Here is a 23249-nt window from a genome sequence, read left to right as displayed (position 1 = left end):
AGCCCCTGCGCCCCTTCCTAGGATCGGGCGTTCATCCATCTTGCCGATCCCAGATCATGCCCCGACTCTCCGCCCTGCAGTGGCTGCTGCTCGTCGTCTTCCTCGTCTTCTACGGCTTCGCGGTGTTCGCGATCACCCGTGATTACTATCTGCGCAACCCGATCCAGGTCGCCCAGGCCCCGGTGGCGGCGCCGGATCAGGGCGTGCCCGAGCCGGTCACCGGGAACGACCCCGAGCAGCTCCACCAGCGCGCCGACAGCCTGTTCATGTCGCAGCGCTATGGCGAGGCCGCGCGCTACTACCAGCGCATCCTCGAACTCCGCCCCGACGACCCCGAGGCCTACAACGACCTCGGCCTGTCGCTGTTCTACACCGGCGACACCGCTGGCGCCCTCAAGGCGCTGCGCGCCGGGCTGGAGATCGCCCCCGAGCTGCAGCGGATGTGGCTAACCTACGGCTTCATCAACCTCCAGATCAGCGACACCGCCACCGCCCGTGCCGCGCTCGAGCGCGCCCGCGACATCGCCCCCGACAACGACATCGGCGGCGAGGCGGTCCGTCTGCTCGGCCTGCTCGAGCAGGCCGGCGACTGAGGCTCAGCGCTCGGCCTGCGCCACGGTATAGTGCGCGCCCTGCTTGAGCTTGTCGTAGTTGCCGAAGACCTCGCCGAGGTTGCGCTTCATGTACTGGCGCAAGCCATTGATGGTGACCACATAGAGCCGTCCGCCGGGACGCAGCCGGGCACGGGCGTCGTGCAGCAAGAGCGCGAGCAGCTCCTTGCCGACCTTGGCGGGGATGTTGCTCACCACCAGATCGAAACGCGCGGCCGGGTCGATCTGCGCCAGCCCGTTGCTCAGCTGGGCACGGGCGTTGCCGAGCCCGTTGCGCTCGGCGTTGGCGTTGGCGTAGTCGACGGCGACGAAGTCCTTGTCGACCATCAGCGTCTGGCCCTGGGGCGCGCGCGCGGCCAGCGACAGCCCGAGCGGGCCGTAGCCGCAACCGATGTCGAGACAATCGGCGTCGGGCGCGACCTCGACGTACTGCAGCAGCAGCCGGGTGCCCTCATCGATCTCGCGCGGCGAGAACAGTCCCCAGGTGGTATGAAAGGTGAGCGGAACACCGCCGGGCTCGGCAGTGAAGACGATGTCGCGGCGCAGGCCGGCGAGCTGTTCGGGAGTGAGCATGGTGCGTGGGTCGTGAACTGAACGGATGCGACCGGTCACCGCGCGGGGCGCGGCGCCGTCCCGGCGGGGATCGCCGGTGGTCGGCGCATTGTCCGATCCCGGCGCACGTTTGACCAACAGACAGACGAGCGTGGACGGAGGCTGAGCATGCAGGAGCCAGGCGGCAGACTCGGGATCGAGCTGCGAATCGCCCCCGAGACGCGATGCTGCGAGATCCACTCGACCCGGCCGGTGACCGCCAGCCAGGTGTTCATCGGGCGCACGCCGGCGGAGACGGCGCGGGTCCTGCCGCGTCTCTACAGCATCTGCGGCCAGGCCCAGGCGTGTGCCTGCGCCACCGCGCTCGAACACGCCCTGGGACAGGCCGTGCCCACCGCGGTCCGCGCTGATCGCGCCGCGGCGGTGGCGAGCGAGACCCGGCGCGAGCACCTCTGGCGCATCCTCATCGACTGGCCGGCGGCGCTCGACGAGCCGGCCGATCACCTGACGCTCGCCCGGGTCCACGGTCTGACCCGCACCCTGCTCACCGCGCTCGACCCGGAGGCGGACCTCTTCATCCCCCACGCCCGCCCCGCAACGACCGACCAGCGGGTGCTCGCCGAGACCCGCGACGCCCTCGACACCCTGCTCGAGGAGCGCGTCTTCGGTATGTCCCCGGCGCACTGGCACGCCCGCATCGACACCCCGGAGCGGCTCGCCGACTGGGCGGCGAGCGGCGTCAGTCAGGCTGCGCGACTGCTCCAGCGGGTGATCGTCGACGACCTCGCCGGACTCGGCGCCACCACCATCGCACCGCTGCCGGCGCTCGACGAGCGGGCGCTCGCCGACCTGCTGCCCCGGCTCGCCGACCCCGGGTTTATCGCCGCCCCGACCTGGGACGGTGCGCCGCGCGAGACCACGCCCCTCACCCGCCAGTACCATCACCCGCTGATCAGCGCGCTCGGCGCCGGGCTGCTGGCGCGGCTCGCCGCGCAGCTCGTCGAGGTCGCCGCCCCGCCGCTGATCGAGCCGCCACCGACCGCCGCGCTCGACGGCGGTCTCGGTGTCGGTCGCGCCGCCGCCGCGCGCGGCGAGCTGATCCATCTGGTCCGGCTCGACGCGCGAGACCACATCGCCGACTATCGCATCCTCGCCCCCACCGAGTGGAACTTCCACCCGCGCGGGGCGCTCGCGCTGGCGCTCGAGGCGCTCGAACCGGTCCCCGAGACCGAACTGCGCCGACGCGCCGGGCTGCTGATCGCCGCCCTCGACCCCTGTGTCGCCTTCGACCTGACCCTCACCGGCCCCAGCGAGGTCCCGCCATGTGCCTAGCCATCCCCGCCCGGATCACCGCCATCGACCACGCCAACGACACCGCCGAGGTCGCACTCGACGGGGTCGCGCGCAGCGTCTCGCTCGCCCTGCTCGACAGCGCCGAGGTCGGCGACTACGTGCTGATCCACGTCGGCTACGCGCTCAACCGCATCGACCCCGAGGAGGCCGAGCGCACCCTGGAGACGATGCGCGAGGCCGGGCTGCTCGCCCCGGGGGATGCGCCATGAGATATGTCGACGAGTTCCGCGACCACGCCCTCGCCAAGCGGCTCGCCGCGATCATCGCCGCCGAGGTCGACCCCGAGCGCGACTACCGGCTGATGGAGTTCTGCGGCGGTCACACCCACGCCATCTTCCGCTACGGGGTGCAGCAGCTGATGCCGCCGCGGCTGCGCTTCGTCCACGGCCCCGGCTGTCCGGTGTGCGTGCTGCCGATGGCGCGGATCGATCAGGCGATCGCGCTGACCGAACGCCACGGGGTGACGTTGTGCACCTACGGTGACCTGATGCGGGTTCCAGGCGGCGACCGTCGCACCCTGTTCCAGGCCCGTGCCGAGGGCGCCGACGTGCGCATGGTCTACTCCACCCAGGATGCGCTGCGCATCGCCCGCGAGCAGCCGGGGCGCGAGGTGGTGTTTTTCGCCATCGGCTTCGAGACCACCACCCCGCCGACCGCGGTGGCGTTGGAGCAGGCGCGCGCCGAGGGGCTGACCAACTTCTCGGTGTTCTGCAACCACGTGCTCACCCCACCGGCGCTCGCCGCCATCCTCGCCGACGGCGCGCGCATCGACGCCATCCTCGGGCCTTCGCACGTCAGCACCCTGATCGGCACCGCCCCCTATGCCTTCGTCCCCGAGCAACACCGGCTGCCGCTGGTAATCGCCGGCTTCGAGCCGCTCGACGTGATGCAGTCGACGCTGATGCTGGTGCGCCAGATCAACGCCGACACGGCGCGGGTCGAGAACCAGTACCGTCGCGCGGTCAGCGAGGACGGCAACCGCAAGGCGCAGGCACTGATGGCGCGGGTCTTCCGGGTGCGCGAGCGCTTCGCCTGGCGCGGACTCGGCGAGATCCCGGAGAGCGCCCTGGAGCTGGCCCCCGAGTTCGCCGCGTTCGATGCCGAGCGCCGCTTCCCGGTCGCGTGCACACCGGCGCGCGAGCCCCGTGGCTGCGAGTGCCCGGCGATCCTGCGCGGCGAGAAGCGCCCCACCGAGTGTCGTCTGTTCGGCACCGGCTGCACCCCGGCGCACCCGCTCGGCGCCTGCATGGTCTCCTCCGAGGGCGCCTGTGCCGCCTACTGGAGCTATGGCCGGACCCGCGACCGGGCGGCCGCCGGCTGACCCGCATGCACCCCGGGCGCCGCGCCCGCGATCACCGACGAGAACCGACCCGATGACCAGCCAATCCAGCCCCCACACCCCGCTCGACCTCGACCACGGCCGAGTGGAGATGACCCACGGCGCCGGCGGTCGCGCCATGGACCAGCTCATCGACGGAATCTTCCGTCGTCATCTCGACAACCCGCTGCTCGCCCAGGGCAACGACCAGGCCCGCTTCGCCGTCCCGCCCGGTCGGCTGGCGATGAGCACCGACGGCCACGTGGTCTCGCCGCTGTTCTTCCCCGGCGGCGACATCGGCGCGCTGGCGGTGCACGGCACCGTCAACGATCTGGCCATGGGCGGCGCGCGACCGCTGCATCTCAGCGCCGGATTCATCATCGAGGAGGGCTTCGCTCTCGCCGCGCTCGATCGCATCGTCGCCAGCATGGCGCGGGCGGCGCGCGAGGCCGGGGTGACGGTGGTCACCGGCGACACCAAGGTGGTCGAACGCGGCAAAGGCGACGGGGTGTTCATCACCACCACCGGACTCGGGGTAGTGCCCGAGGGGGTCGAACTCTCCGGCGAGCGCGCCCGCCCGGGCGATGCCATCGTGCTCAGCGGCGGCATCGGCGAGCACGGGGTGGCCATCCTCGCCCAGCGCGAGCACCTCGGCTTCGCCACCGGGGTGCGCTCGGACAGCGCCGCGCTGCACGGGCTGGTCGCCGCGATGCTCGCGGCGGTGCCGGGGCTGCGCTGTCTGCGCGACCCCACCCGCGGTGGGCTGGCGGCCTGTCTCAACGAGCTGGCGCGACAGTCCGGGGTGGGGATGCAGATCCGCGAGGCGGCGATCCCCGTCCACCCCGAGGTCGCCGCCGCCTGCGAACTGCTCGGGCTCGACCCGCTGCACATCGCCAACGAGGGCAAGCTGGTGGCGATCTGTCCGCCTGAGCGCGTCGATGACCTGCTCGCGGCGATGCGCGCCCACCCGCTCGGCGTCGCCGCCAGCCACATCGGCGAGGTGGTCGAGGACGAACTGCGGCTGGTGCAGATGGAGACCGGGTTCGGCGGCTCGCGGGTGGTCGACTGGCTCACCGGCGAGCAGCTGCCGCGGATCTGCTAGCGGGTCTCGGGCACGCCCTCGACCACCCGCCCGTGGGCGCTCTCGAGGCGCAGCTCGGGCAGCGTGACCGAGGGCGGTGCGGGATAGCGGCGGATGTCACCCTCACCGGTGATCACCTCGACCCGCCGCCATTCGTCGGCGACCACGCCGAGCGCAAGCTTGGTATCGCGCTCGGTGAACAGCCCGCGATGGACGACGCCGTAGGTCAACACCCCGTCGCGCGCGACCAGCCGGCTCTCCACCCGGCTCCAGGGCAGGCCGAAGCCACGCGCCTCGAGCCTCAACTGGGCGCGCCGATCACGCTCGCCGATCCAGAACAGGACGACGTCCAGGTCGTCGGCCTCGATGCGCAACACCTCGGGCGCGGGCAGGAACTCGTCGTGGGCGATGCGCTCGTACTCGATCCGCTTGAGCGGAGTCGCGACCAGCACCACCGCGATCAGCACCGGCACGCCCAGGGCGTAGCCGAGCGCGGTCAGGCGCGGATGACGCAATCGGCTCGACGGCGGCGGTGCGAGCGCGGCGGCACGCTCGCGCCGCGGCACCCGCAGCACGCCGTGATAGAGCAGCAGCGCGGTGCCATAGACGAACACCCAGGCCCAGATCACGTCCGAGGGGAAGTGATCGCCCGCGGCCATGCGACCGATCCCGAGCAACACACCGAAGGCCACCGAGCCGGCGAGCGCCATCCAGGCCAGCAGCGGTCGACGCCGACGCCAGATCAGGAAGAAGACGCCGAGCACGAAGCCAACCGAGGCGTGACCACTGGGGAAGGACTTGCCCTCGCCATAGTCCCCGATCCGCAACGGCGGCAGATACGGCTGGGTGCCACCGAAGGCCTCGGTCTGATGTGGCCGCGGACGGTCCCACTGCTCCTTGAACACGCCGTTGACGATCAACCCGGGGCCGAGCAGCGCGGTGGCGATCACGAACACCGCATGGATACGCAGCCGTCTGAAGCGCGGCCACAACGCGGCGGCGATCAGCACCAGCAACCCGCCGAGCATCACCAGACCGGTGAGCAGCGGCGCGGCGACATAGAGCGCCGACCACAGCGGTGCCTGGGCCTCGTACCAGGGATCGTCGGCGCCGGGATGGTAGAACAGCGACACCAGGCGGGTGTCGAGGTCGCTGAGCCAGAACGGCAGGGTGCCAAGCAGCGCCACCACGGCCAGGGCGATGAGCTGACCTCGCAGATCGCGCGCGATCATCAATGCCCCCGCTGATCACTGGATGGGGCGGCTTGGGCTGACGGCATGACGGACTCCTGATGTGGTGACGACGATGGATCGGCGAGGCATTGTCCGGTGACTCGATCACTTTGACCAGTGCCTCGGGGACTGGATCGCACCGCCGGGCTCGGGTATGGTCGGTCCCGCTCGTACACGAAAAAACCACAGACGAGAAGAGGACCAACCCATGACCCGCGCACTGTTTGCAGGCTCGCTCGCACTCGCACTGCTCACCCCGCAGGTATTCGCCGCGACCCCCGACATGGCCACGCCGGAAGAGGCCAAGGCGCTCTCCGAGCAGGCGCACCAGGCAGTCGAGAGCCAGGGGGCCGAGGCCGCATTCGCCACCTTCGCCGCCGAGGACGGGGGCTTCCGCGACCGTGATCTCTATGTGTTCTGCATGGATCTCGAGGGCGAGATGCTCGCACACCCACTCAAGCCCGAGCTGGTCGGCAAGAACCTGATCGACTTCGACAAGTACGGCGACACCCTGTTCAGGGACATGATCGAAACGGTGAAGGACTCGGGCGAGGGCTGGGTGGACTATCGCTGGCCCTATCCGGGCAGTGACGAGATCCGCGACAAGGCCACCTATGTGATCGGCAACGATGCCGGCTTCTTCTGCGGGGTCGGCGCCTACAGGTAGCGCACCAAGCGGGAAACGCTGAGCAAATCAGCGTTTCCCCATTCGACGCCGACGGTGGCGAGACGTACCCGTTGGAGGCACGGGTCAGGACCTGACGGTCATCTCCGTCGGCGGGGCGTGTCTCCTGGATCCGGGGAGCCGGGACACGGGGACCGTCAGACGAGGGGCTCAGGCGGTGGAGAGTTCACCCTCGACGAACGGTGCCTGTTCCTCGGCGGCGGCGGCCTTGGCGGCGACCCCGAACTCCGATTGACGCTCGGCGACCTCGAGAACGGTGGCGCGGCCCCGCTCGTCGCTGAGCCGGAAGAATTCCACCAGACGCATCTCCTCGGCGTCGAGCGGCCCCTTGTCATCGAGGCAGAGCAGATAGGTAGGGGTCACGGTACGCAGCGCCATCGAGAGTTCGTGGGCCTCCTCGAGCCCCATCCGACGGATCCCCTGCTCATAGTTGCTGATCCGCGACTTCGACAACGAGTTGGTCCGGCTGGACAGGTCGGAAAGACTCAGCTTCTGCTCTTGCCGGGCGGCGCGAAGGCGTTGGCCGATACGTTTGGTCAGGTCCATAGTGATAATGATTCTTTTAACCAGTTTGGTGGTACGAAAAAATGATCGAAGGCCGGCGGTCAAGTTCATCCTTGAGCCGGTTCCGACACACGTCCAAGGTGCATGAGGAACTGAACCGCCGTCGTCCCGGCCCACCGTCTGACGACGGTGGGTCAGGGAACGATTGCGTCTCTTCGAGGGCCGATCAACCCAGGAAGGCGTCTTCCCATTCGGCTTCTCCGATGGTCTGGGGCTGGGGCTCCACGACACGGTCGGCGAAGGCGGAATCGAGGGTCTTGATGAAGCACTTGGTCTGCGGCGAGAGGAACTTGCCGCGACGTTGCACGATGCCGTAGCTGCGCTTCGGGAAGTAGTGATCGAGCGGGATGGTGCTGAGCCTCTCCTCCCCGGTCAGACAGACATCGGTGACGATGGAGATGCCGAGTCCGAGTTCGACATACTTCTTGATCACCTCCCAGCCGCCTGCTTCCAGGGTCACCCGATACCCGAGATTGTGCTGCTTGAACACCAGGTCAACCATGCGCCATGTACTGAGATGGCGCGGCGGCAGGATCAGCCCGTAGGGGGCGATGTCCTCCAGGGTGACCGTCTCGCGACCGGCCAGTGGGTGATCGGCCGGGGTGATCAGCGTCGGGCGATAAGTGACGAATGGCCGATAGGTGATGTCGTCCGGGACCTCGAGCATCGAGCCCACGGCGAGATCGACCTCGTCGGCGCGCAACATCGCCAGGCCGTCGCGACCGGTGACGTTGTGCATCTTGAGTTCGATGCCGGGGTACTGATCGACGAACTCGCGCACCGGATCGGGAAGGATATAGAGGATGGTCGACTCGCCGGCGGCGATGTTGAGCACCCCTTGATCGACCCGGCCGCACTGGGTGGCGAAGGTCTCGTGGAGCTTGTCCATGCCCTCGACCAGCGGCTCGGCCATCTGGAACAGCAGATCGCCCTCGGGGGTGAGCTTGATCTTGGGACCTCGGCGCTCGAACAGCACGGTGCCGAACTCGCGCTCAAGCGCCTGGATCTGCAGCGAGACCGTTGGCTGGCTCAGGAAGATCTTTTCCGCCGCGGCGCTGACGCTGCCGGTTCGGGCCGCGTGACAGAAGGCGCGCAGCTGCTTGAGCCGGTTCTGCTTGTAATGGATCTGGGATCCGGAACCCATGGCAGACATCCCTCAGTCGACAACAAGTGCCGATATTAGCGGATGAACGCCATTGATAAAAGCAATACCCCTGTTATCCACCAGAAAAGTCTCACGTTTTGACGATCGACGCACAACATGTACACGGCTCAGTCGTCGAGCTGGGCGAGGATATTGCGTGCCACGCGGCGCGCGTCCTCGTCTCCCTCCTCAAGCACCTCGTACAGAACGTGTCTGGCAGCAACCAGGCTGTCGAGTTCCCGTAGCCGGTTGGCGCGCTTGAGCTTCTCCTCGACAGAATTGATCGCCGCAGGCACCGGCGTCGAGGTCTCGCGCGCGGCCTCCTCGACGTCGATACGATCGAGTTCGGCCTCCATCTCGGTCTCGCTCAGCGGCTGCCAGCGCGACTCGTCGTCGAGCGCCGGATCGAGTTCGCCGCCGACCGAGGTCCCAGGACGGGGACCGCCACCGGGCGCCGGCGAGTCGCCGGGGCCGTCGGGATCGGTGCCGTCGTCGTCCTCGTCCTCATCGAGCCGCCCCTTGAGCAACACCCGGGCGAACAGGATGCCGAGTTCGAACAGCAGCCACATCGGGATCGCCAGCAGGGTCTGCGAGATCACGTCCGGCGGGGTGAGAAACATGCCGACGATGAACACACCGACGATCACATAGGGACGCTTGGCGGCGAGCGCAGCCGGCGTGGTCAGGCGCAGCGCCACCAGCAGGATGGTGGCGATCGGGATCTCGAAGGCCAGACCGAAGGCGAAGAACAGGGTCAGCACGAAGTCGAGATAGGCCGAGATGTCGGTCATCATCGCCACGCCCTCAGGCGTCGAGCCGGCGAGGAAGGCGAACACCAGCGGGAACACCACGTAGTAGGCGAACAACATGCCGAGATAGAACAGCAGCACGCTGGAGAGCAGCAGCGGCACCGCCAGACGCCGCTCGTGCTGATAGAGCCCGGGAGCGACGAAGGCCCACAGCTGATAGAACAGGAAGGGCATCGACAGGAACACCGCCGCCACCAGCGCCAGCTTGAAGGGCGTGAGGAAGGGTGCGGCCACCTGGGTGGCGATCATGGTGTTGCCGTCGGGCAGCTGTGCCATCAGCGGCGCGGCGATGTAGACGTAGAGGTCGTTGGCGAAGGGGAACAACGCCAGGAACACTACCAGGATGGCGATCACCATCCGAATCAGGCGATCGCGCAGCTCGATCAGGTGTGAGACGAAGGGCTGTTCGGCGCCCGGATCATCGGGATGCATCGCAGGTGACATGACTGGACTCTATCCGGGCGAGGGGCCAGGGCCCCGGGTGGCGGCGGATCTCGGGTGGATGACAGGGGTTAGCCGCGCGGCGGGGTCCGCGCGGCGCTCGCCCCGTCCCGGGCGTCGGGAGCCGCGGCGGGAGGCTCGGACTCCTCGAGAATGGTCTCGAGCGAGCGCGAGCGGTGCTGCTCGTCGAGCACGCGATTGAGTTCCTCGGTATGCAGCTCGCGGTCGATCTCGTGCTTGACCGAGGCCAGGGTGCGGCGCGCCTTGCCGACCCACATCCCGGCCATGCGCGCCACCCGTGGCAGTCGCTCCGGGCCGATCACGACCAGCGCGACCACCGCGATCAGGATGAACTCCCAGAATCCCCAGTCGACCATCAGGTCTCCCCGATCCGGCGCTCAGCTCAGGGCTGACGCTTGTGGCTCTCTGCCGAGGCGTTGGTGGCCTTGGCGTCGGTGCGCTCGGCCTCGCTCAGCTGCTCGGGCGCGGCATCGTTGTCCCGATCCTTGTCGGCATCGGACATCGCGCTGCGGAAGCCCTTGATCGCGGTGCCGAGATCGGAGCCGAGGTTCTTCAGCCGTTTGGTGCCGAACAGCAGCAGCACGATCACCAGGATGATCAGAAGCTGCCAGATACTGATACCGCCTGCGCCCATCTTTTCCTCCGGACCACCCCTGTGCGGCGGTCGACTCTAGCCTCAGTGGAAACGCGCCCGACCAGCGGGTGGTCGGCGCGCATCGGGAATTCGTGCCCCGGGTGCGACGCGTGTGCGGAGGAGTCGTTCGACCGCCGCCTTTACCGCCCCCCGGAAAGAACGGGGCCGGTGACTGCCGGACAGGCCGCGCCGAGCGCGCGCTCGGGACACCCAGGGTCGCCGGCAACGCGCAATCATACCGCAATCGCTGCGGCCCCGGCAGCCCCCGGCGCAGCGGCTCAGCCCTTGCGTGCGGCCTTCTCCTCGAGCCCCGAGAGACCGAAACGGCGCTCGAGCTCGGCGAGCACCTGGTTCGGTCCCAGCCCCTGATGCGAGAGCAGCACCAGGGTGTGGAACCACAGATCGGCAACCTCGTAGACGACCTTCTCGGGCACCCCGTCCTTGGCCGCCATCACCGTCTCGGTGGCCTCCTCGCCGACCTTCTTGAGAATGGCGTCGAGCCCCTTGGCATGGAGCTTGGCCACATAGGAGCTGTCGGGGTCGGCGGCCTTGCGCGCTTCGAGGACCTCGGACAGGCGATCGAGTACATCGTTCATGGAGCGTGACAAACCTTCTGCAAGTGTTGGGATCAGCCCTTGGAATAGATGGCGTCGGGGTCCTTGAGCACCGGCTCGACCGCACGCCAGGCGGCGCTCTCGTCGAGCGCGCGATAGAAGCAGCTGTGACGCCCGGTGTGACAGGCGATGCCGCCACGCTGCTCGACCTCGAGCAGCACCACGTCACCGTCGCAGTCGAGACGGATGTCGCGCACCACCTGCTGATGGCCCGAGGACTCGCCCTTGTGCCACAGCCGCTGGCGCGAGCGCGACCAGTAGACCGCATGCCCGCTCTCGCGGGTCAGGCGCAGCGCCTCGCGGTTCATCCAGGCCATCATCAGCACCTTGCCGGTACCACGCTCCTGGGCGATCGCCGCCACCAGACCGTTGTCGTCCCAGGAGACGGCATCGAGCCAGTCGTCGGCGCGCGTCGCTGGGTCGCTCATGCCCGCTGCGCCTCCAGCGCGTCGGCCAGCTGCTGACCGGCGGCGAAGTCGAGGGTGCCCTCGTAGATCGCCCGCCCGGTGATCGCACCGCTGATGCCACTGGCGGCGGCCTCGGCCAGCACCCGCACGTCATCGAGCGTGGTGATGCCGCCGGAGGCGATCACCGGGATACGGATCGCCTCGGCCAGGGCGCGGGTGGCCTCGACGTTGGGACCGCTGAGCATGCCGTCGCGACCGATGTCGGTGTAGACGATCGCCGAGACGCCGTCGTCCTCGAAGCGGCGCGCCAGGTCCTCGACACGGTGCTCGGTGACCTCGGCCCAGCCGTTGATCGCCACCTGACCATCCTTGGCGTCGAGCCCGACCATCACGTGACCGGGGAAGGCGCGACAGGCGCGGGCGACGAACTCGGGCTCCTTCACCGCCTGGGTGCCGATGATGCAGTAGCTCACCCCGGCGTCGAGATAGGCGGCGATGGTGCGCTCGTCGCGGATACCGCCGCCGACCTGGATCGACAGCTCGGGGTAGCGCGCGGCGATCGCGCGGATGGCCTCGCCGTTGACCGGCTCGCCGGCGAAGGCGCCATTGAGGTCGACCAGGTGCAGGCGACGGGTGCCGGCCTCCACCCAGCGGGCGGCGACCTCGACCGGGTCGTCGGAGAACACGGTCTCGTCGTCCATCCGGCCTTGACGCAGCCGCACGCAGCGGCCGTCCTTGAGATCGATTGCGGGGATCAGCAACACGGGGATTGGGTCTCTTGCTGGGGTTCGGAAAACGGTGATCGGGGCGCGGGCGCGCTCACAGCGCGCCCTTGGTCGAGGGGGTGATCCCGGCCATGCGCGGATCGGGCTCGACGGCCATGCGCAGCGCCCGCCCGAAGGCCTTGAACATGGTCTCGGCCTGGTGGTGGGCGTTGGTGCCGCGCAGGTTGTCGATGTGCAGGGTCAGCGCGGCGTGGTTGACCAGCCCCTGGAAGAACTCCTGGAACAGATCGACCTCGAAAGCGCCGACCTGGGCGCGGGTGAAGGGCACGGCATAGGTCAGCCCGGGGCGTCCCGAGAGGTCCACCACCACCCGCGACAGCGCCTCGTCGAGCGGCACATAGGCATGACCGTAGCGGCGGATGCCGCGCTTGTCGCCGAGCGCCTGGGCCAGCGCCTGACCGAAGGTGATGCCGATGTCCTCGACGGTGTGATGCGCGTCGATATGGAGATCGCCCTCGGCCTCGACCTGCAGGTCGATCAGACCGTGACGCGCGATCTGGTCGAGCATGTGCTCGAGGAAGGGGACGCCGGTGCGGAAACTGCCCTGGCCAGTCCCGTCGAGATCGAGCGTGACGCGGATCTGGGTCTCCAGGGTATCGCGCGCGACCTGCGCGCGGCGGTGTGTGGTCTCAGCAGACATGGGATGATCGCTCGGTGACGCCTGGTATACGGATCAATTCACTAGGATAACAGCCTGCGCCGGGTTCGTGGCTGCGACCAGCGACCAGCGACCAGCGACCAGCGACCAGCGACCAGCGACCAGCGACCAGCGACCAGGGGATTGAACCGCGAAGGCGCGAAGGGCGCAAAGGGGAATAAGCCACCAGCGGCCAGCGATCAGCCACCAGTGGGAGCGGGCCCGCGCCGCCTGTAGCCTCACGCCGACATCACACATCACTCACTTTGCGTGCTTCGCGGCTTTGCGGTCCAATCCTGGCGGCGGCTGGCGGCTGGCGGCTGGCGGCTGGCGGCTGGCGGCTCGTGACGGCTGGAAAACCGCTCGTCTCATGTCTCCAGCCAGAAGGTCACCGGACCGTCGTTGACCAGCTCGACCTGCATGTCGGCGCCGAAGCGCCCGCACTGCACGGCGGGGTGCGCGGCGCGGGCGCGCTCGAGCAGCAGCTCGAACAGGCGTCGGCCCTCCTCGGGGGGCGCGGCGCTGCTGAAGCCGGGGCGGGTGCCCTTGCGGGTGTCGGCGGCGAGGGTGAACTGGGGCACCAGCAGCAGCCCGCCGTCGATGTCGCGCAGGCTGAGGTTCATCCGCTCCTCGGCGTCGGGAAAGACGCGATAGCCGAGCAGACGTTCGAGCAACCGCTCGGCACGCGCCTCGGTGTCGCCACGCTGTACCCCGACCAGCACCAGCAGACCGCGATCGATGGCGCCGACCACCTCGTCGCCGACCGTCACCCGCGCCCGGCTCACCCGTTGCAGCAACCCGATCACGCCGCCCCCCCGCCGAGTTCGACGGCGAAGCGATCGGTGGCGGCCACCAGGGCGCGCTGGATCCCCGGCTCGAAGGCCGAGTGACCGGCATCGGGCACCACCTCGAAGCGCGCCCCGGGCCAGACCTGATGCAGCTCCCAGGCCGAGCGCATCGGACAGATGAGATCGTAGCGCCCCTGCACGATCACCCCGGGGATCTCGGCCAGCCGTCCGGCGTCGCGCAACAACTGTTCGGGGGCGAGAAAGGCGTGATTGACGAAGTAGTGACACTCGATCCGCGCCAGACTCAGCGCCAGGTGGGGATCGGCGAAGTGATCGCTGACGGTGCGGTTGGGATGCAGGGTCGAACAGCGTCCCTCCCAGATCGACCAGGCCTTGGCCGCGGCCATGCGCGCGACCTCGTCCTCGCCGGTGAGACGGCGGTGATAGGCGTGCAACAGATCACCACGCTCGGTCTCGGGGATCGGATCGAGGAAGCCCGCCCAGTGATCGGGGAAGACCCAGTTCGCGCCCTCCTGGTAGAACCACTGGATCTCGGCGTCGCGACAGAGAAAGATGCCGCGCACCACCAGTGCCGCGACCCGCTCGGGATGGGTCTCGGCATAGGCCAGCGCCAGGGTCGAGCCCCAGGAGCCGCCGAACACCAGCCAGCGCTCGATGCCGAGGTGCTCGCGAATGCGCTCGATATCCTCGACCAGGTCCCAGGTAGTGTTGGCGCCAAGCTCGGCGTGCGGGCGCGAGCGCCCGCAACCCCGCTGGTCGAACAGCACCGCGCGATAGCGCCCGGGGTCGAAGAAACCGCGGTGTGCCGGCTCGCAACCGGCACCGGGACCGCCGTGGAGGAAAACGGCGGGTACACCGTCGCGCCGCCCGCACTCCTCGACATAGAGCTGATGCCCGTCGCCCACGTCCAACCGGTGGACAGCGAAGGGGTCGGTGATGGGGTGGAGGAATTGCGCTGTGCTCTGCATGGGTCGCTCGGGGTTGCGGTGGACTCGGCACGAGGCCAGGACTCCCCGATGGTACGCAACCACCGTCGATCACGCACCCGCCGCGCCGACGGACGCCATGCTAGCCTTGGGGCGCGGCAGACCGCCGTACACCAAGGACGTCCGTGATGAAGCTCCTCCCCCTGCTACTTGCCGTCGCCCTGCTGCTCGGGCTCGGCTATGTCGCCGCCGGCCCTTACCTGACCGTGGCGCAGATCCGCACCGGTCTCGTCGAGCGCGACCCGGTCATGCTCGAACAGCACGTCGACTTCCCACGGCTACGCGCCGGGCTCAAGGACCAGCTCAACGTCCGTCTGCTCGAAGAGGCCCAGGACGACGGCGAGACGTCCAACCCGCTCGCGCTGGCGCTGGTGGGTCTGGCCACGCAACTGATCGACAAGGTGGTGGACACTTTCGTCACCCCGGCGGGGCTGGCCAGGATCATGGCCGGCGAGACCCCGGAGCCGGGCGCGGAGCTGCCGACGGCCCCGGTCGAAGAGGCGGACGCGCCCGACGACGGCGGCGGCGAGCGCCGCCCCTTCGCCGACGCCCGCTATGTCTACGACGACCTCGACACCTTCTCGGTCTGGGTGCCGACCGAAGACGGGCGTGAACTCCGCTGCGTGCTCGAGCGCGACGGACTGCGCTGGCGGCTGGTCAACATCGTGTTGCCACGGGACTGAGCCCGCCCAGCCGCCCCGCGCCCGAACCGATCAGAGACCGCGGCTGGCGCGCTTGCGGTCCTGCTCGGTGAGGTGACGCTTGCGCACGCGGATGGCGTCGGGGGTGATCTCGACCAGCTCGTCGTCCTCGATGAACTCCAGCGCCTGCTCCAGGGTGAACTTCACCGGCGGGGTCAGCAGGATGTTCTCGTCCGAACCGGCGGCGCGGATGTTGGTCAGCTGCTTGGCCTTGAGCGGGTTGACGGTGAGGTCGTTGTCGCGCGAGTGGATGCCGACCACCTGGCCCTCGTAGATCTCGTCGCCCGGCGAGACCAGCATCCGACCCCGCTCCTGGAGGTTGAACAGCGCGTAGCCGAGCGCCTTGCCGGTGGCGTTGGAGATCAGGGCGCCGTTGCGCCGCTCGGCGATGCCGCCGGTGGTGGCCGGACGGTAGCGCTCGAAGACGTGATACTTGAGGCCGGTGCCCGAGGTCAGCGACATGAACTCGGTCTGGAAACCGATCAGGCCGCGCGAGGGGATCTCGTAGTCGAGCCGCACCCGCCCCTTGCCGTCCGGCACCATGTCCTTGAGTTCGGCGCGACGCTCGCCGAGCGCCTGCATGATCGCGCCCTGGCACTCCTCGTCGACGTCGACGGTGAGCTGCTCGTAGGGCTCGCAGATCTCGCCGTCGATCTCGCGGAAGATGACCTCGGGGCGCGAGACGGCCAGCTCGTAGCCCTCGCGGCGCATGTTCTCGAGCAGGATCGAGAGATGCAGCTCGCCACGCCCGGAGACGCGGAACTTCTCCGGATCGTTGCCTTCCTCGACACGCAGCGCGACATTGTGGATCAGCTCGCGCTGGAGCCGGTCCTTGAGCTGGCGCGAGGTCAGGTACTTGCCCTCGCGCCCGGCGAAGGGCGAGGTGTTGACCTGGAAGGTCATGGTCACGGTCGGCTCGTCGACGGTCAGCGGCGTCATCGGCTCGACATGATCGGGATCGCAGAGGGTATCGGAGACGTTCGGCGCCTCGATCCCGGTGAGCGCGACGATGTCGCCGGCGCTGGCCGAGTCGACCTCGTGACGGTCGAGCCCGAGATAGCCGTAGACCAGACCGATCTTGACCTTCTGCCGGGTGCCGTCGCGCTTGACCACGGTCACCTGCTGATTGGGGCGCACGCTGCCCTGGCGAATGCGCCCGACCGCAATGGCGCCGACGAAGGCGTTGTAGTCGAGGGTCGAGACCTGCATCTGGAAGGGCGCCTCGGGCTTGACCTCGGGGGCCGGGCAGTGCTCGACGATGGCCTGGAACAGCGGGCTCATGTCGCCGTCGCGCACATCGTCCTCGAGTCCGGCATAGCCATTGAGCGCCGAGGCATAGACGATGGGGAAATCGAGCTGCTCATCGGTTGCGCCGAGACGGTCGAAGAGATCGAAGACCTGGTCGATGACCCAGTCCGGACGCGCGCCCGGACGATCGATCTTGTTGACCACCACGATCGGACGCAGACCGTGGGCGAAGGCCTTGCTGGTGACGAAGCGGGTCTGCGGCATCGGTCCCTCGCGGGCATCGACGAGCAGCAGCACCGAGTCGACCATCGACAGCACACGCTCGACCTCACCGCCGAAGTCGGCGTGCCCGGGGGTGTCGACGATGTTGATGCGATAGTCGTTCCAGCGGATCGCGGTGTTCTTGGAGAGGATGGTGATGCCGCGCTCCTTCTCCAGCGCGTTGGAGTCCATCACCCGCTCCACCGGCCCGAAGCGCTCGCCGAGCGTGCCCGACTGCTGCAGCAGCTGATCGACCAGGGTGGTCTTGCCGTGGTCGACATGGGCGATGATGGCGATATTGCGGAGTTTCTCGATTTGCTTGCTTGACAATGCCTTATCACTCGTTGACGAGGCGTCGCGCGCCTCTTTGGGTGTTCACTGGGCCCGGGGATTATGGGGCGGACTCCACACGGCCCGCGCCAGGGGCATCACGGCGAGGGATGCGCCCGAACGGGTCCGATCTCGTCGAATATGGACGCGCGGGATGGTCTTCTTGACCCGTGGTCGCGACCAAGGAGTTGGTCGACAGGCACCCGGACGCGCGCAACCGGCAAAGCTGTCGGTCAGCGGCTCGACGATGGAACGGGTGATCACCAGGCGTGCCAGGGTTGGGAATTCATAAGTATACACCGTACGGGCCAGGGCCCAGCAGGGGCGACGAAAAAAAACCTGTCGGCCCCGATCATCACCACCATCGCCGCCACCCTGTGCACCCACCAGCGCGCGGGCCGGATGTCCAACCATGCCCATCTCGAGCCGATGGCGGGGCACGCCAGCCGCGTCGGCAGCCTCGATACCTACCGGGCGCGGGCCGACGGCAACGCCGATCTGTTCGAGGGCGTGAACATGACGCCCGCGAGCGGCGCCCGCCCGGAGATCTATCGCGGCCTCGGCAACACCCCCGACCTGCGTGACTGACCGCCCGGCGGCGCCGGGAAACACCACCACGCACTGTACCGATTGTCACAAAGCCCGCCGACACGGCCTGTTGCGATCCCCACAAGGGTCACGCCCCCAGCCATTCGCCACACGCAAAAACAACCGGTTACCGCACCCTCTTCAGTCAGGCACGCTGCTTGCTCATGCACGACAGAACCATTGAATCCGCGGGGCCCGACGCCCCGTCAGTCGTGGAGGCCAGACGATGGAGTCGAAGCAAGCGGGTCACGATCGAAAGACCCCCACCTCGGGTTGCGCTGCGGGGGGCTGCGGTGGCGGGAGCGCGCTCGACCGGCTCCCCGCCGCGACCCGCGAGCGGGTGCGTAACCATCCCTGTTTCTCGGAGGATGCCCATCAGCACTACGCACGGATGCACGTGGCGGTGGCGCCGGCCTGCAACATCCAGTGCCACTACTGCAACCGCAAGTACGACTGTGCCAACGAGTCACGGCCCGGCGTGGTCTCCGAGCTGCTCGAACCGCAGCAGGCGGCGGACAAGGTGGCGGCGGTGGCCGCCCACATCCCCCAGCTCTCGGTGGTCGGCATCGCCGGTCCGGGCGATCCGCTGGCCAACCCCGAGCGCACCTTCGCAACCTTCCGGCTGATCGCCGAGCGCACCCCGGACCTCAGGCTGTGTGTCTCGACCAACGGCCTGGCGCTGCCCGAGGCGGTCGACACCCTGTGTCGCTACAACATCGAGCACGTCACCATCACCATCAACTGTCTCGACCCCGACATCGGCGCCGAGATCTACCCCTGGGTGTTCTGGAACAACCGCCGCGTGCGCGGTCGCAAGGGCGCCGAGATCCTCATCGAGCAGCAGCAGCTCGGGCTCGAGCGGCTGGTCGAGCGCGGCATGCTGGTCAAGGTCAACTCGGTGCTGATCCCCGGGGTCAACGACCAGCACATCACCGAGGTCAGCCGCGCGGTCAAGGCCAAGGGAGCCTTCCTCCACAACCTGATGCCGCTGATCGCCGAGCCCGAGCACGGCACCTTCTACGGCCTGATGGGCCAGCGCGCACCGCGCGCCAGCGAGCTGCGCGCGCTGCAGACCGAGTGCGCCGGCGACATGGCGATCATGCGTCACTGCAAGCAGTGTCGCGCCGACGCCGTCGGCATGCTTGGTGAGGACCGCAGCGCCGAGTTCACGCTCGAGCGCATCGCGACCATGGAGATCGACGACGCCGCCGCACTGGCGCGACGCACCGCCGCGCGCGAGGCGATCGAGCAGCGGCGCCAGGGCGTCGCCCCGGCGCTGGTGCCGCTGTCCACGCTGAGCACCACCCGCCCCCGCCCCGTCACCCACGCGGCACGCATCGCGGTGGCCAGCAGCGACGCTCGACTGGTCGATCAGCACTTCGGTCATGCCGAGCGCTTCCTCGTCTACGAGGTCGACGAACAGGGCGAACGGCTGCTCGACGAACGCCCACTCGCGCGCTACTGCAACGGCGCCGAGCACTGCGACGAGGACGACGACGCCCTGGCCCCGGCACTGGCCGCGCTCGCCGACTGCGCCATGGTGCTGTGCTCGCGCATCGGGCTCGCTCCCTGGGAGCGGCTCGAGACGGCGGGCATCCGCCCCAACGGCGAGCTGGCGATGCTGCCGATCGAGCAGGCACTGCGCGCGGCCCATCGCGAACTCGCCGAGCAGGGTGTCCTGAACGTCGATCAACCCCAGTGCGCCGCCCTGAGCGCCTAGCCACGGAGATCCCCGAGATGGCCCTGAAGATCACCGCCGGATGCGTCAACTGCTGGGCCTGCGAGCCGCTCTGTCCGAGCGCCGCGATCGAGCCCGCCATCCCGCACTTCCGTATCGATCCAGCCGCCTGCAGCGAGTGCGCGGGCGAATACGCCGACCCACAGTGCGCGAGCATCTGCCCCATCGAGGGCGCGATCGTCGATGCCGGCGGCAGCGCGCTCAATCCCCCGGGCTCGCTCACCGGCATCCCGCCGGGCCTGCTCGAGCAGACACGCGCACGCATCCAGGCCCGCTGACCCCAACCACCGGGTCCGATATCAGGGACGCCCGCGGGCCCGGCACCATCACCAGGAGACCGATGGAGGCGAGACCATGGCCACGCCCTGCCCCGAACGCACCCGCGAGATCCAACGGATCTTCGTCCGGTTGATGACCCGGGCGGTCGGCGCGGGCAACGACCATGCCTTCGCCTGCATGATCGCCAGCCGCGCCAGCGGTCTCGGCGCCCTGCCCCCCTGGCTCGGGCTCGCGCCCGAGGCGTTCAATGCGCTGATGGGCTATCACTTCCCCGGAGTCTCGCCCGAGGTGCTCTCCAGCCTCGACGGGGCGGCGCCCAATCCCGCGCGCGAGGACGAGCGCACGGAGTTAGTCGCACTGCTCGGCAGTCAGCGCGCCGGACACACTCATTCGGAGCTGTGGATGGCCGAGGTGGTTGCCGCCGGCTGCATGGCCACCGATCATCTGTGGCAGGACCTCGGCCTGTGGAACCGCCGCGCGCTGACCGCGCTGATGCGTCGCAACTTCCCGCGTCTGGCCATGACCAACGCCGGCGACATGAAATGGAAGCGCTTTCTCTACAAGCAATTGTGCGAACGCGAGGGCGTCTATCTGTGCCGGGCACCATCATGCGAGGAGTGCGCCGACTACCATGTTTGTTTTGGACCTGAGGACTGATCTCGCCGCCGGCGAGACCACCGCCAACACCCTCCATGCCCGCGCGCTCGGCGCCTATCTGGGACTGGCCATCGGCGACGCCCTGGGTGCCACCGTGGAGTTCATGACCCCGACCGAGATCCGCACACGCCACGGCACCCACCGCGACCTGATCGGTGGCGGCTGGCTCAGGCTGCGCCGCGGTCAGGTCACCGACGACACCACGATGTCGCTGGCCCTCGGCCAGGCACTGCTCGAGCACGGCAGCGTCGCGGCCACGCCCATCGCCGAGGCCTTCAGTGCATGGATGCGCACCAAGCCGGTCGACATCGGCCATACCGTGCGTCGGGGCATCTCGCACTATCGTCGCACCGGCGCCACCGTGGTCCCGGAGAACACCTATGACGCCGGCAACGGCGCCTGCATGCGCGCCCTGCCGATCGCGCTCTTCACCCTCGGCGCCGAGGCCGAGGCCGTCGCCACGGCCTGTCGGATCCAGGCCCATGTCACCCATCACAACCCGCTCTCGGATGCCGCCACCCTGACCGTGGTGCGCATGGTGCAGAGCGCCATCCTCGGTGCCACCCGCGAGCATCTGCGCGAACTGGCCGAGGCACTGATCGCCGAGGAGCCGTGCTTCGCCTACGATCGCGGCCGCGCCGAGAACCCCGGCGGCTACATCGTCGAGACGATGCGCGCGGTGCTGCAGGCGCTGTTCGCCACCGACGGCTTCGAGGCGGCGCTGGTCGACGTGGTCAACCGTGGCGGCGACGCCGACACCACCGGCGCCATCCTCGGCATGATCGTCGGCGCCTTGCACGGTCCCGAGGCCATCCCTCGGCGCTGGCTCGACGGACTCGAGCACACCAGTGCCACGGCCTGCCGCGAACAGGCACAGGCGCTGGTGCGTGCCTCGGCGCTGTGCCGAGGTCGCGCTCAGCCGCGATAGAAATCGAACAGCAACACGAATACCGCGCTCGCCACCACCAGCCCGACGAGCATCACCGGGATACCCACCCGCAGCCAGCCGAGCGGGGTGATGCGCGCCTCGGGGATGCCACTGCGCTCGGACTCGGCCACGCAGATGACATTGGCGGTGGCGCCGATGTGCGAGCCGTTGCCGCCGAGCCCGACGCCGATCGCCAGCGCCCACCACAGCGGGGTGATGTTCACCCCCTGCTGCTCGAGCCCAAGTACGATCGGGATCATGGTGACGGTGAAGGGGATGTTGTCGACCACCGCGCTGAGCAGCGCCGCCACCCACATCAGCGCCAGACAGGTGAGCAGCAGCGTCTGCGGATCCTGCGCCAGCCGCGCCAGCCGAAAGCCGACCCAGTCGAGCAGCCCCGAGGCCTCGACCCCGCCGACGATCACGAACAGCCCGGCGAAGAACACCAGCACCGACCACTCGAGCTTGCCGAACAGCGACTCGGGGTCGGGGCGCAGCAACACCAGCGCCAGCGCCACCGCGATGAAGGCGACATAGGCCGGGAACAGGTGCAGCCGGTGATGGACGAAGAACAGCACGATCGCCACCCCCAGCGCGATCAGCCCGCGCCGCAGCCGGAGCGGATGCTTGATCGCGCGCCGCTCGTCGAGATCGATCTGCGCCCCCGGGCCGCTCGGCGCCAGCTCGCGCCGAAACAGCAACAGGATCAGCACCACCGTGACCGCCCAGGAGACCACGACCAGCGGCGCCATGTGCACCAGGAAGCGGGTGAACTCGATGCCGCCGGCGCTGCCGATCATGATATTGGGCGGGTCACCGACCAGGGTCGCCGCACCGCCGATGTTCGAGAGCATCGCCTCGGCCATCAGGAAGGGCAGCGGATTGAGCGAGAGGATGCGGGTGATCAGCACCGTTAACGGCGCGAAGATCAACACCGTGGTGACATTGTCGAGGAACATGCTGATCAGGCTCACCGCCAGCGCCAGATAGACCAGCAGCAGCCGCGGGTTGCCGCGCGACCACTTGGCGATGCGGATGGCCAGATAGTCGAAACCGCCGGTGGGCCGCAGCAGCACCACCAGCATCATCATCCCGGCGAGCAGGAACAGGGTGTTGGCGTCGATCGCCATCACCGCCTCGGCCTGGCCGTAGAAGCCGCCGATCATCCCCACCCCGATCATCACCACCGCGCCGATGAGCGCCGCGCTGGTGCGGTGGATCAGCTCACCGAAGATCAGCACATAGGCGGCGATCATGGTCAGCCCCGCGGCCGCCATCTGGCCGCTGAACTGGGGTGCCATCGCAAGCTCGTTCACACGTCCTCCTCGTCTCTGGCCAGCATGCAGCCGACGATCGCCATCCGGGTCACCACGCCGCGGTACTCGCCGGCGTCGACCAGGAACAGGTAGGAGCTGTTGTAGCGCTCCATGATCGCCAGCCCCTTGATCAGCGGCGAGCCGGCGCTGATCGTCGCCCGGCTCTCGAGCACATAGCCGCTCGCCTCCTCGGCGAGGATGGCGCGACGCCGCGCCTCGGGCAGGTCGACGTTATCGATGTTGTCGCCCAGATAGTGGGCCGCGCCGACCAGAAAGTCGGGGATGCAGGTGTGCTTGACGATATGACGCAACGATACGCGGCCGCAGATCCGCCCCTCGGCATCGGCATAGGGCAGCCCGCCGACGCTGCAGCGCACGCACTCGCGAAACACCTCGCGCAGGGTCATGCCGGGCCTGACCACCAGGGTCGGGACGGCAAGTTCGATCAGTTTCATGGAGATTCAGCCTTCCGCTTCGGGTGACCCCGGATCGCGCGTCGATCCGGGGCTGGACGCGCCCC

At 68.7% G+C, this 23249-nt stretch carries 28 protein-coding genes; 12 read left to right on the top strand and 16 right to left on the bottom strand.

All coding sequences use genetic code 11. The annotated features are described in order from the left end of the window. The first annotated feature begins 56 nt into the window (after window positions 1-56). Complete coding sequence (locus tag MARPU_RS00415; protein ID WP_005222096.1) at window positions 57-593, top strand: tetratricopeptide repeat protein; 537 nt, start codon at window positions 57-59, stop codon at window positions 591-593. A 3-nt stretch (window positions 594-596) separates the two neighbouring features. Here MARPU_RS00415 and MARPU_RS00410 read toward each other — a convergent pair whose 3' ends face one another. Next, window positions 597-1184, bottom strand: a complete 588-nt coding sequence (locus tag MARPU_RS00410) for a class I SAM-dependent methyltransferase (protein WP_005222097.1) — start codon at window positions 1182-1184, stop codon at window positions 597-599. Between the two features lie 147 nt (window positions 1185-1331). On the opposite strand from MARPU_RS00410, the gene MARPU_RS00405 reads away from it, so the two are divergent. From MARPU_RS00405 to hypE, 4 genes are read left to right on the top strand one after another with little or no spacing between them, the layout of a single operon-like run. Next, window positions 1332-2495 (top strand): hypothetical protein, encoded by a 1164-nt coding sequence (locus MARPU_RS00405; RefSeq protein ID WP_005222099.1) that lies wholly within the window; start codon window positions 1332-1334, stop codon window positions 2493-2495. Then, entirely contained in the window at window positions 2486-2725 is a 240-nt protein-coding gene (locus MARPU_RS00400) for a HypC/HybG/HupF family hydrogenase formation chaperone (protein WP_025275040.1), read from the top strand. The genes MARPU_RS00405 and MARPU_RS00400 overlap by 10 nt, the downstream gene beginning before the upstream one ends. Continuing rightward, the gene (gene hypD / locus MARPU_RS00395; protein ID WP_005222101.1) at window positions 2722-3837 is read left to right on the top strand and encodes a hydrogenase formation protein HypD; all 1116 of its coding nucleotides are present in this window, start codon (window positions 2722-2724) and stop codon (window positions 3835-3837) included. The genes MARPU_RS00400 and hypD overlap by 4 nt, the downstream gene beginning before the upstream one ends. A gap of 52 nt (window positions 3838-3889) precedes the next feature. Next, complete coding sequence (gene hypE, locus MARPU_RS00390; protein ID WP_005222103.1) at window positions 3890-4936, top strand: hydrogenase expression/formation protein HypE; 1047 nt, start codon at window positions 3890-3892, stop codon at window positions 4934-4936. On the opposite strand, the gene MARPU_RS00385 is transcribed toward hypE, so the two are convergent. Beyond that, window positions 4933-6147 (bottom strand): phosphatase PAP2 family protein, encoded by a 1215-nt coding sequence (locus MARPU_RS00385; RefSeq protein ID WP_005222104.1) that lies wholly within the window; start codon window positions 6145-6147, stop codon window positions 4933-4935. The two genes, hypE and MARPU_RS00385, sit on opposite strands and share 4 nt — an antisense overlap. A gap of 208 nt (window positions 6148-6355) precedes the next feature. Between MARPU_RS00385 and MARPU_RS00380 the strand changes: the two genes are divergently transcribed. Then, complete coding sequence (locus MARPU_RS00380; protein WP_005222106.1) at window positions 6356-6814, top strand: cache domain-containing protein; 459 nt, start codon at window positions 6356-6358, stop codon at window positions 6812-6814. 168 nt (window positions 6815-6982) lie between these two features. Here the strand turns inward: MARPU_RS00380 and MARPU_RS00375 are convergent, their stop codons facing one another. From MARPU_RS00375 to pip, 11 genes are all read right to left on the bottom strand, one after another. Then, the gene (locus MARPU_RS00375; protein WP_005222108.1) at window positions 6983-7378 is read right to left on the bottom strand and encodes a helix-turn-helix domain-containing protein; all 396 of its coding nucleotides are present in this window, start codon (window positions 7376-7378) and stop codon (window positions 6983-6985) included. A 184-nt stretch (window positions 7379-7562) separates the two neighbouring features. Further along, entirely contained in the window at window positions 7563-8540 is a 978-nt protein-coding gene (locus tag MARPU_RS00370) for a LysR family transcriptional regulator (protein ID WP_005222111.1), read from the bottom strand. A 128-nt stretch (window positions 8541-8668) separates the two neighbouring features. Further along, window positions 8669-9793 carry a twin-arginine translocase subunit TatC gene (gene tatC, locus MARPU_RS00365; RefSeq protein ID WP_005222113.1) on the bottom strand — a complete coding sequence of 375 codons (1125 nt, stop codon included), beginning with the start codon at window positions 9791-9793 and terminating at the stop codon, window positions 8669-8671. A 68-nt stretch (window positions 9794-9861) separates the two neighbouring features. Further along, window positions 9862-10167, bottom strand: a complete 306-nt coding sequence (tatB, locus tag MARPU_RS00360; protein WP_005222116.1) for a Sec-independent protein translocase protein TatB — start codon at window positions 10165-10167, stop codon at window positions 9862-9864. Window positions 10168-10193: 26 nt separating this feature from the next. Beyond that, window positions 10194-10445, bottom strand: a complete 252-nt coding sequence (tatA, locus tag MARPU_RS00355) for a twin-arginine translocase TatA/TatE family subunit (protein ID WP_005222118.1) — start codon at window positions 10443-10445, stop codon at window positions 10194-10196. 278 nt (window positions 10446-10723) lie between these two features. Further along, window positions 10724-11041, bottom strand: a complete 318-nt coding sequence (locus tag MARPU_RS00345; RefSeq protein WP_005222120.1) for a phosphoribosyl-ATP diphosphatase — start codon at window positions 11039-11041, stop codon at window positions 10724-10726. A 32-nt stretch (window positions 11042-11073) separates the two neighbouring features. Beyond that, entirely contained in the window at window positions 11074-11487 is a 414-nt protein-coding gene (gene hisI / locus MARPU_RS00340) for a phosphoribosyl-AMP cyclohydrolase (RefSeq protein ID WP_005222122.1), read from the bottom strand. Continuing rightward, window positions 11484-12230, bottom strand: coding sequence for a 1-(5-phosphoribosyl)-5-[(5-phosphoribosylamino)methylideneamino]imidazole-4-carboxamide isomerase (hisA, locus tag MARPU_RS00335; RefSeq protein ID WP_005222124.1), 747 nt, complete (start codon window positions 12228-12230; stop codon window positions 11484-11486). Before hisA ends, hisI begins: the two co-directional genes overlap by 4 nt. 55 nt (window positions 12231-12285) lie before the next feature. Next, window positions 12286-12891, bottom strand: coding sequence for an imidazoleglycerol-phosphate dehydratase HisB (gene hisB, locus MARPU_RS00330; protein WP_005222126.1), 606 nt, complete (start codon window positions 12889-12891; stop codon window positions 12286-12288). 365 nt (window positions 12892-13256) lie between these two features. Then, window positions 13257-13694, bottom strand: coding sequence for a D-aminoacyl-tRNA deacylase (dtd, locus tag MARPU_RS00325; RefSeq protein WP_005222128.1), 438 nt, complete (start codon window positions 13692-13694; stop codon window positions 13257-13259). Beyond that, on the bottom strand, window positions 13691-14665 hold the full coding sequence (pip, locus tag MARPU_RS00320) for a prolyl aminopeptidase (protein ID WP_005222129.1): 975 nt from the start codon (window positions 14663-14665) through the stop codon (window positions 13691-13693). Before pip ends, dtd begins: the two co-directional genes overlap by 4 nt. A gap of 146 nt (window positions 14666-14811) precedes the next feature. On the opposite strand from pip, the gene MARPU_RS00315 reads away from it, so the two are divergent. Then, the gene (locus MARPU_RS00315) at window positions 14812-15366 is read left to right on the top strand and encodes a DUF2939 domain-containing protein (protein ID WP_005222131.1); all 555 of its coding nucleotides are present in this window, start codon (window positions 14812-14814) and stop codon (window positions 15364-15366) included. A 30-nt stretch (window positions 15367-15396) separates the two neighbouring features. Here the strand turns inward: MARPU_RS00315 and typA are convergent, their stop codons facing one another. Further along, window positions 15397-17223 carry a translational GTPase TypA gene (gene typA, locus MARPU_RS00310; protein WP_005222133.1) on the bottom strand — a complete coding sequence of 609 codons (1827 nt, stop codon included), beginning with the start codon at window positions 17221-17223 and terminating at the stop codon, window positions 15397-15399. A gap of 402 nt (window positions 17224-17625) precedes the next feature. Between typA and MARPU_RS00305 the strand changes: the two genes are divergently transcribed. The 5 genes from MARPU_RS00305 (at window position 17626) to draG (ending at window position 21413) form a co-directional block, all read left to right on the top strand. After that, complete coding sequence (locus MARPU_RS00305; protein WP_005222136.1) at window positions 17626-17811, top strand: hypothetical protein; 186 nt, start codon at window positions 17626-17628, stop codon at window positions 17809-17811. 226 nt (window positions 17812-18037) lie between these two features. Continuing rightward, complete coding sequence (gene nifB / locus MARPU_RS00300; RefSeq protein WP_005222138.1) at window positions 18038-19531, top strand: nitrogenase cofactor biosynthesis protein NifB; 1494 nt, start codon at window positions 18038-18040, stop codon at window positions 19529-19531. Window positions 19532-19548: 17 nt separating this feature from the next. Further along, window positions 19549-19827: a 4Fe-4S dicluster domain-containing protein gene (locus MARPU_RS00295; RefSeq protein ID WP_005222140.1), complete on the top strand. Its 279-nt coding sequence runs from the start codon at window positions 19549-19551 to the stop codon at window positions 19825-19827. A 76-nt stretch (window positions 19828-19903) separates the two neighbouring features. Beyond that, the gene (locus tag MARPU_RS00290) at window positions 19904-20485 is read left to right on the top strand and encodes a nitrogen fixation protein NifQ (protein ID WP_005222142.1); all 582 of its coding nucleotides are present in this window, start codon (window positions 19904-19906) and stop codon (window positions 20483-20485) included. Continuing rightward, window positions 20460-21413: an ADP-ribosyl-[dinitrogen reductase] hydrolase gene (gene draG / locus MARPU_RS00285; protein ID WP_005222144.1), complete on the top strand. Its 954-nt coding sequence runs from the start codon at window positions 20460-20462 to the stop codon at window positions 21411-21413. The genes MARPU_RS00290 and draG overlap by 26 nt, the downstream gene beginning before the upstream one ends. Here draG and MARPU_RS00280 read toward each other — a convergent pair. Next, entirely contained in the window at window positions 21401-22729 is a 1329-nt protein-coding gene (locus MARPU_RS00280) for an ArsB/NhaD family transporter (RefSeq protein WP_005222145.1), read from the bottom strand. The genes draG and MARPU_RS00280 overlap by 13 nt on opposite strands. Next, complete coding sequence (locus tag MARPU_RS00275) at window positions 22726-23184, bottom strand: CBS domain-containing protein (RefSeq protein ID WP_005222147.1); 459 nt, start codon at window positions 23182-23184, stop codon at window positions 22726-22728. Before MARPU_RS00275 ends, MARPU_RS00280 begins: the two co-directional genes overlap by 4 nt. Window positions 23185-23249: the final 65 nt, after the last annotated feature.

Origin of the sequence: Marichromatium purpuratum 984, assembly GCF_000224005.2 — a bacterium.
Classification (GTDB): domain Bacteria; phylum Pseudomonadota; class Gammaproteobacteria; order Chromatiales; family Chromatiaceae; genus Marichromatium; species Marichromatium purpuratum.
The sequence above is the reverse complement of the archived record's forward strand: the minus strand, read 5'-3'. Positions and strand labels throughout refer to the sequence as shown.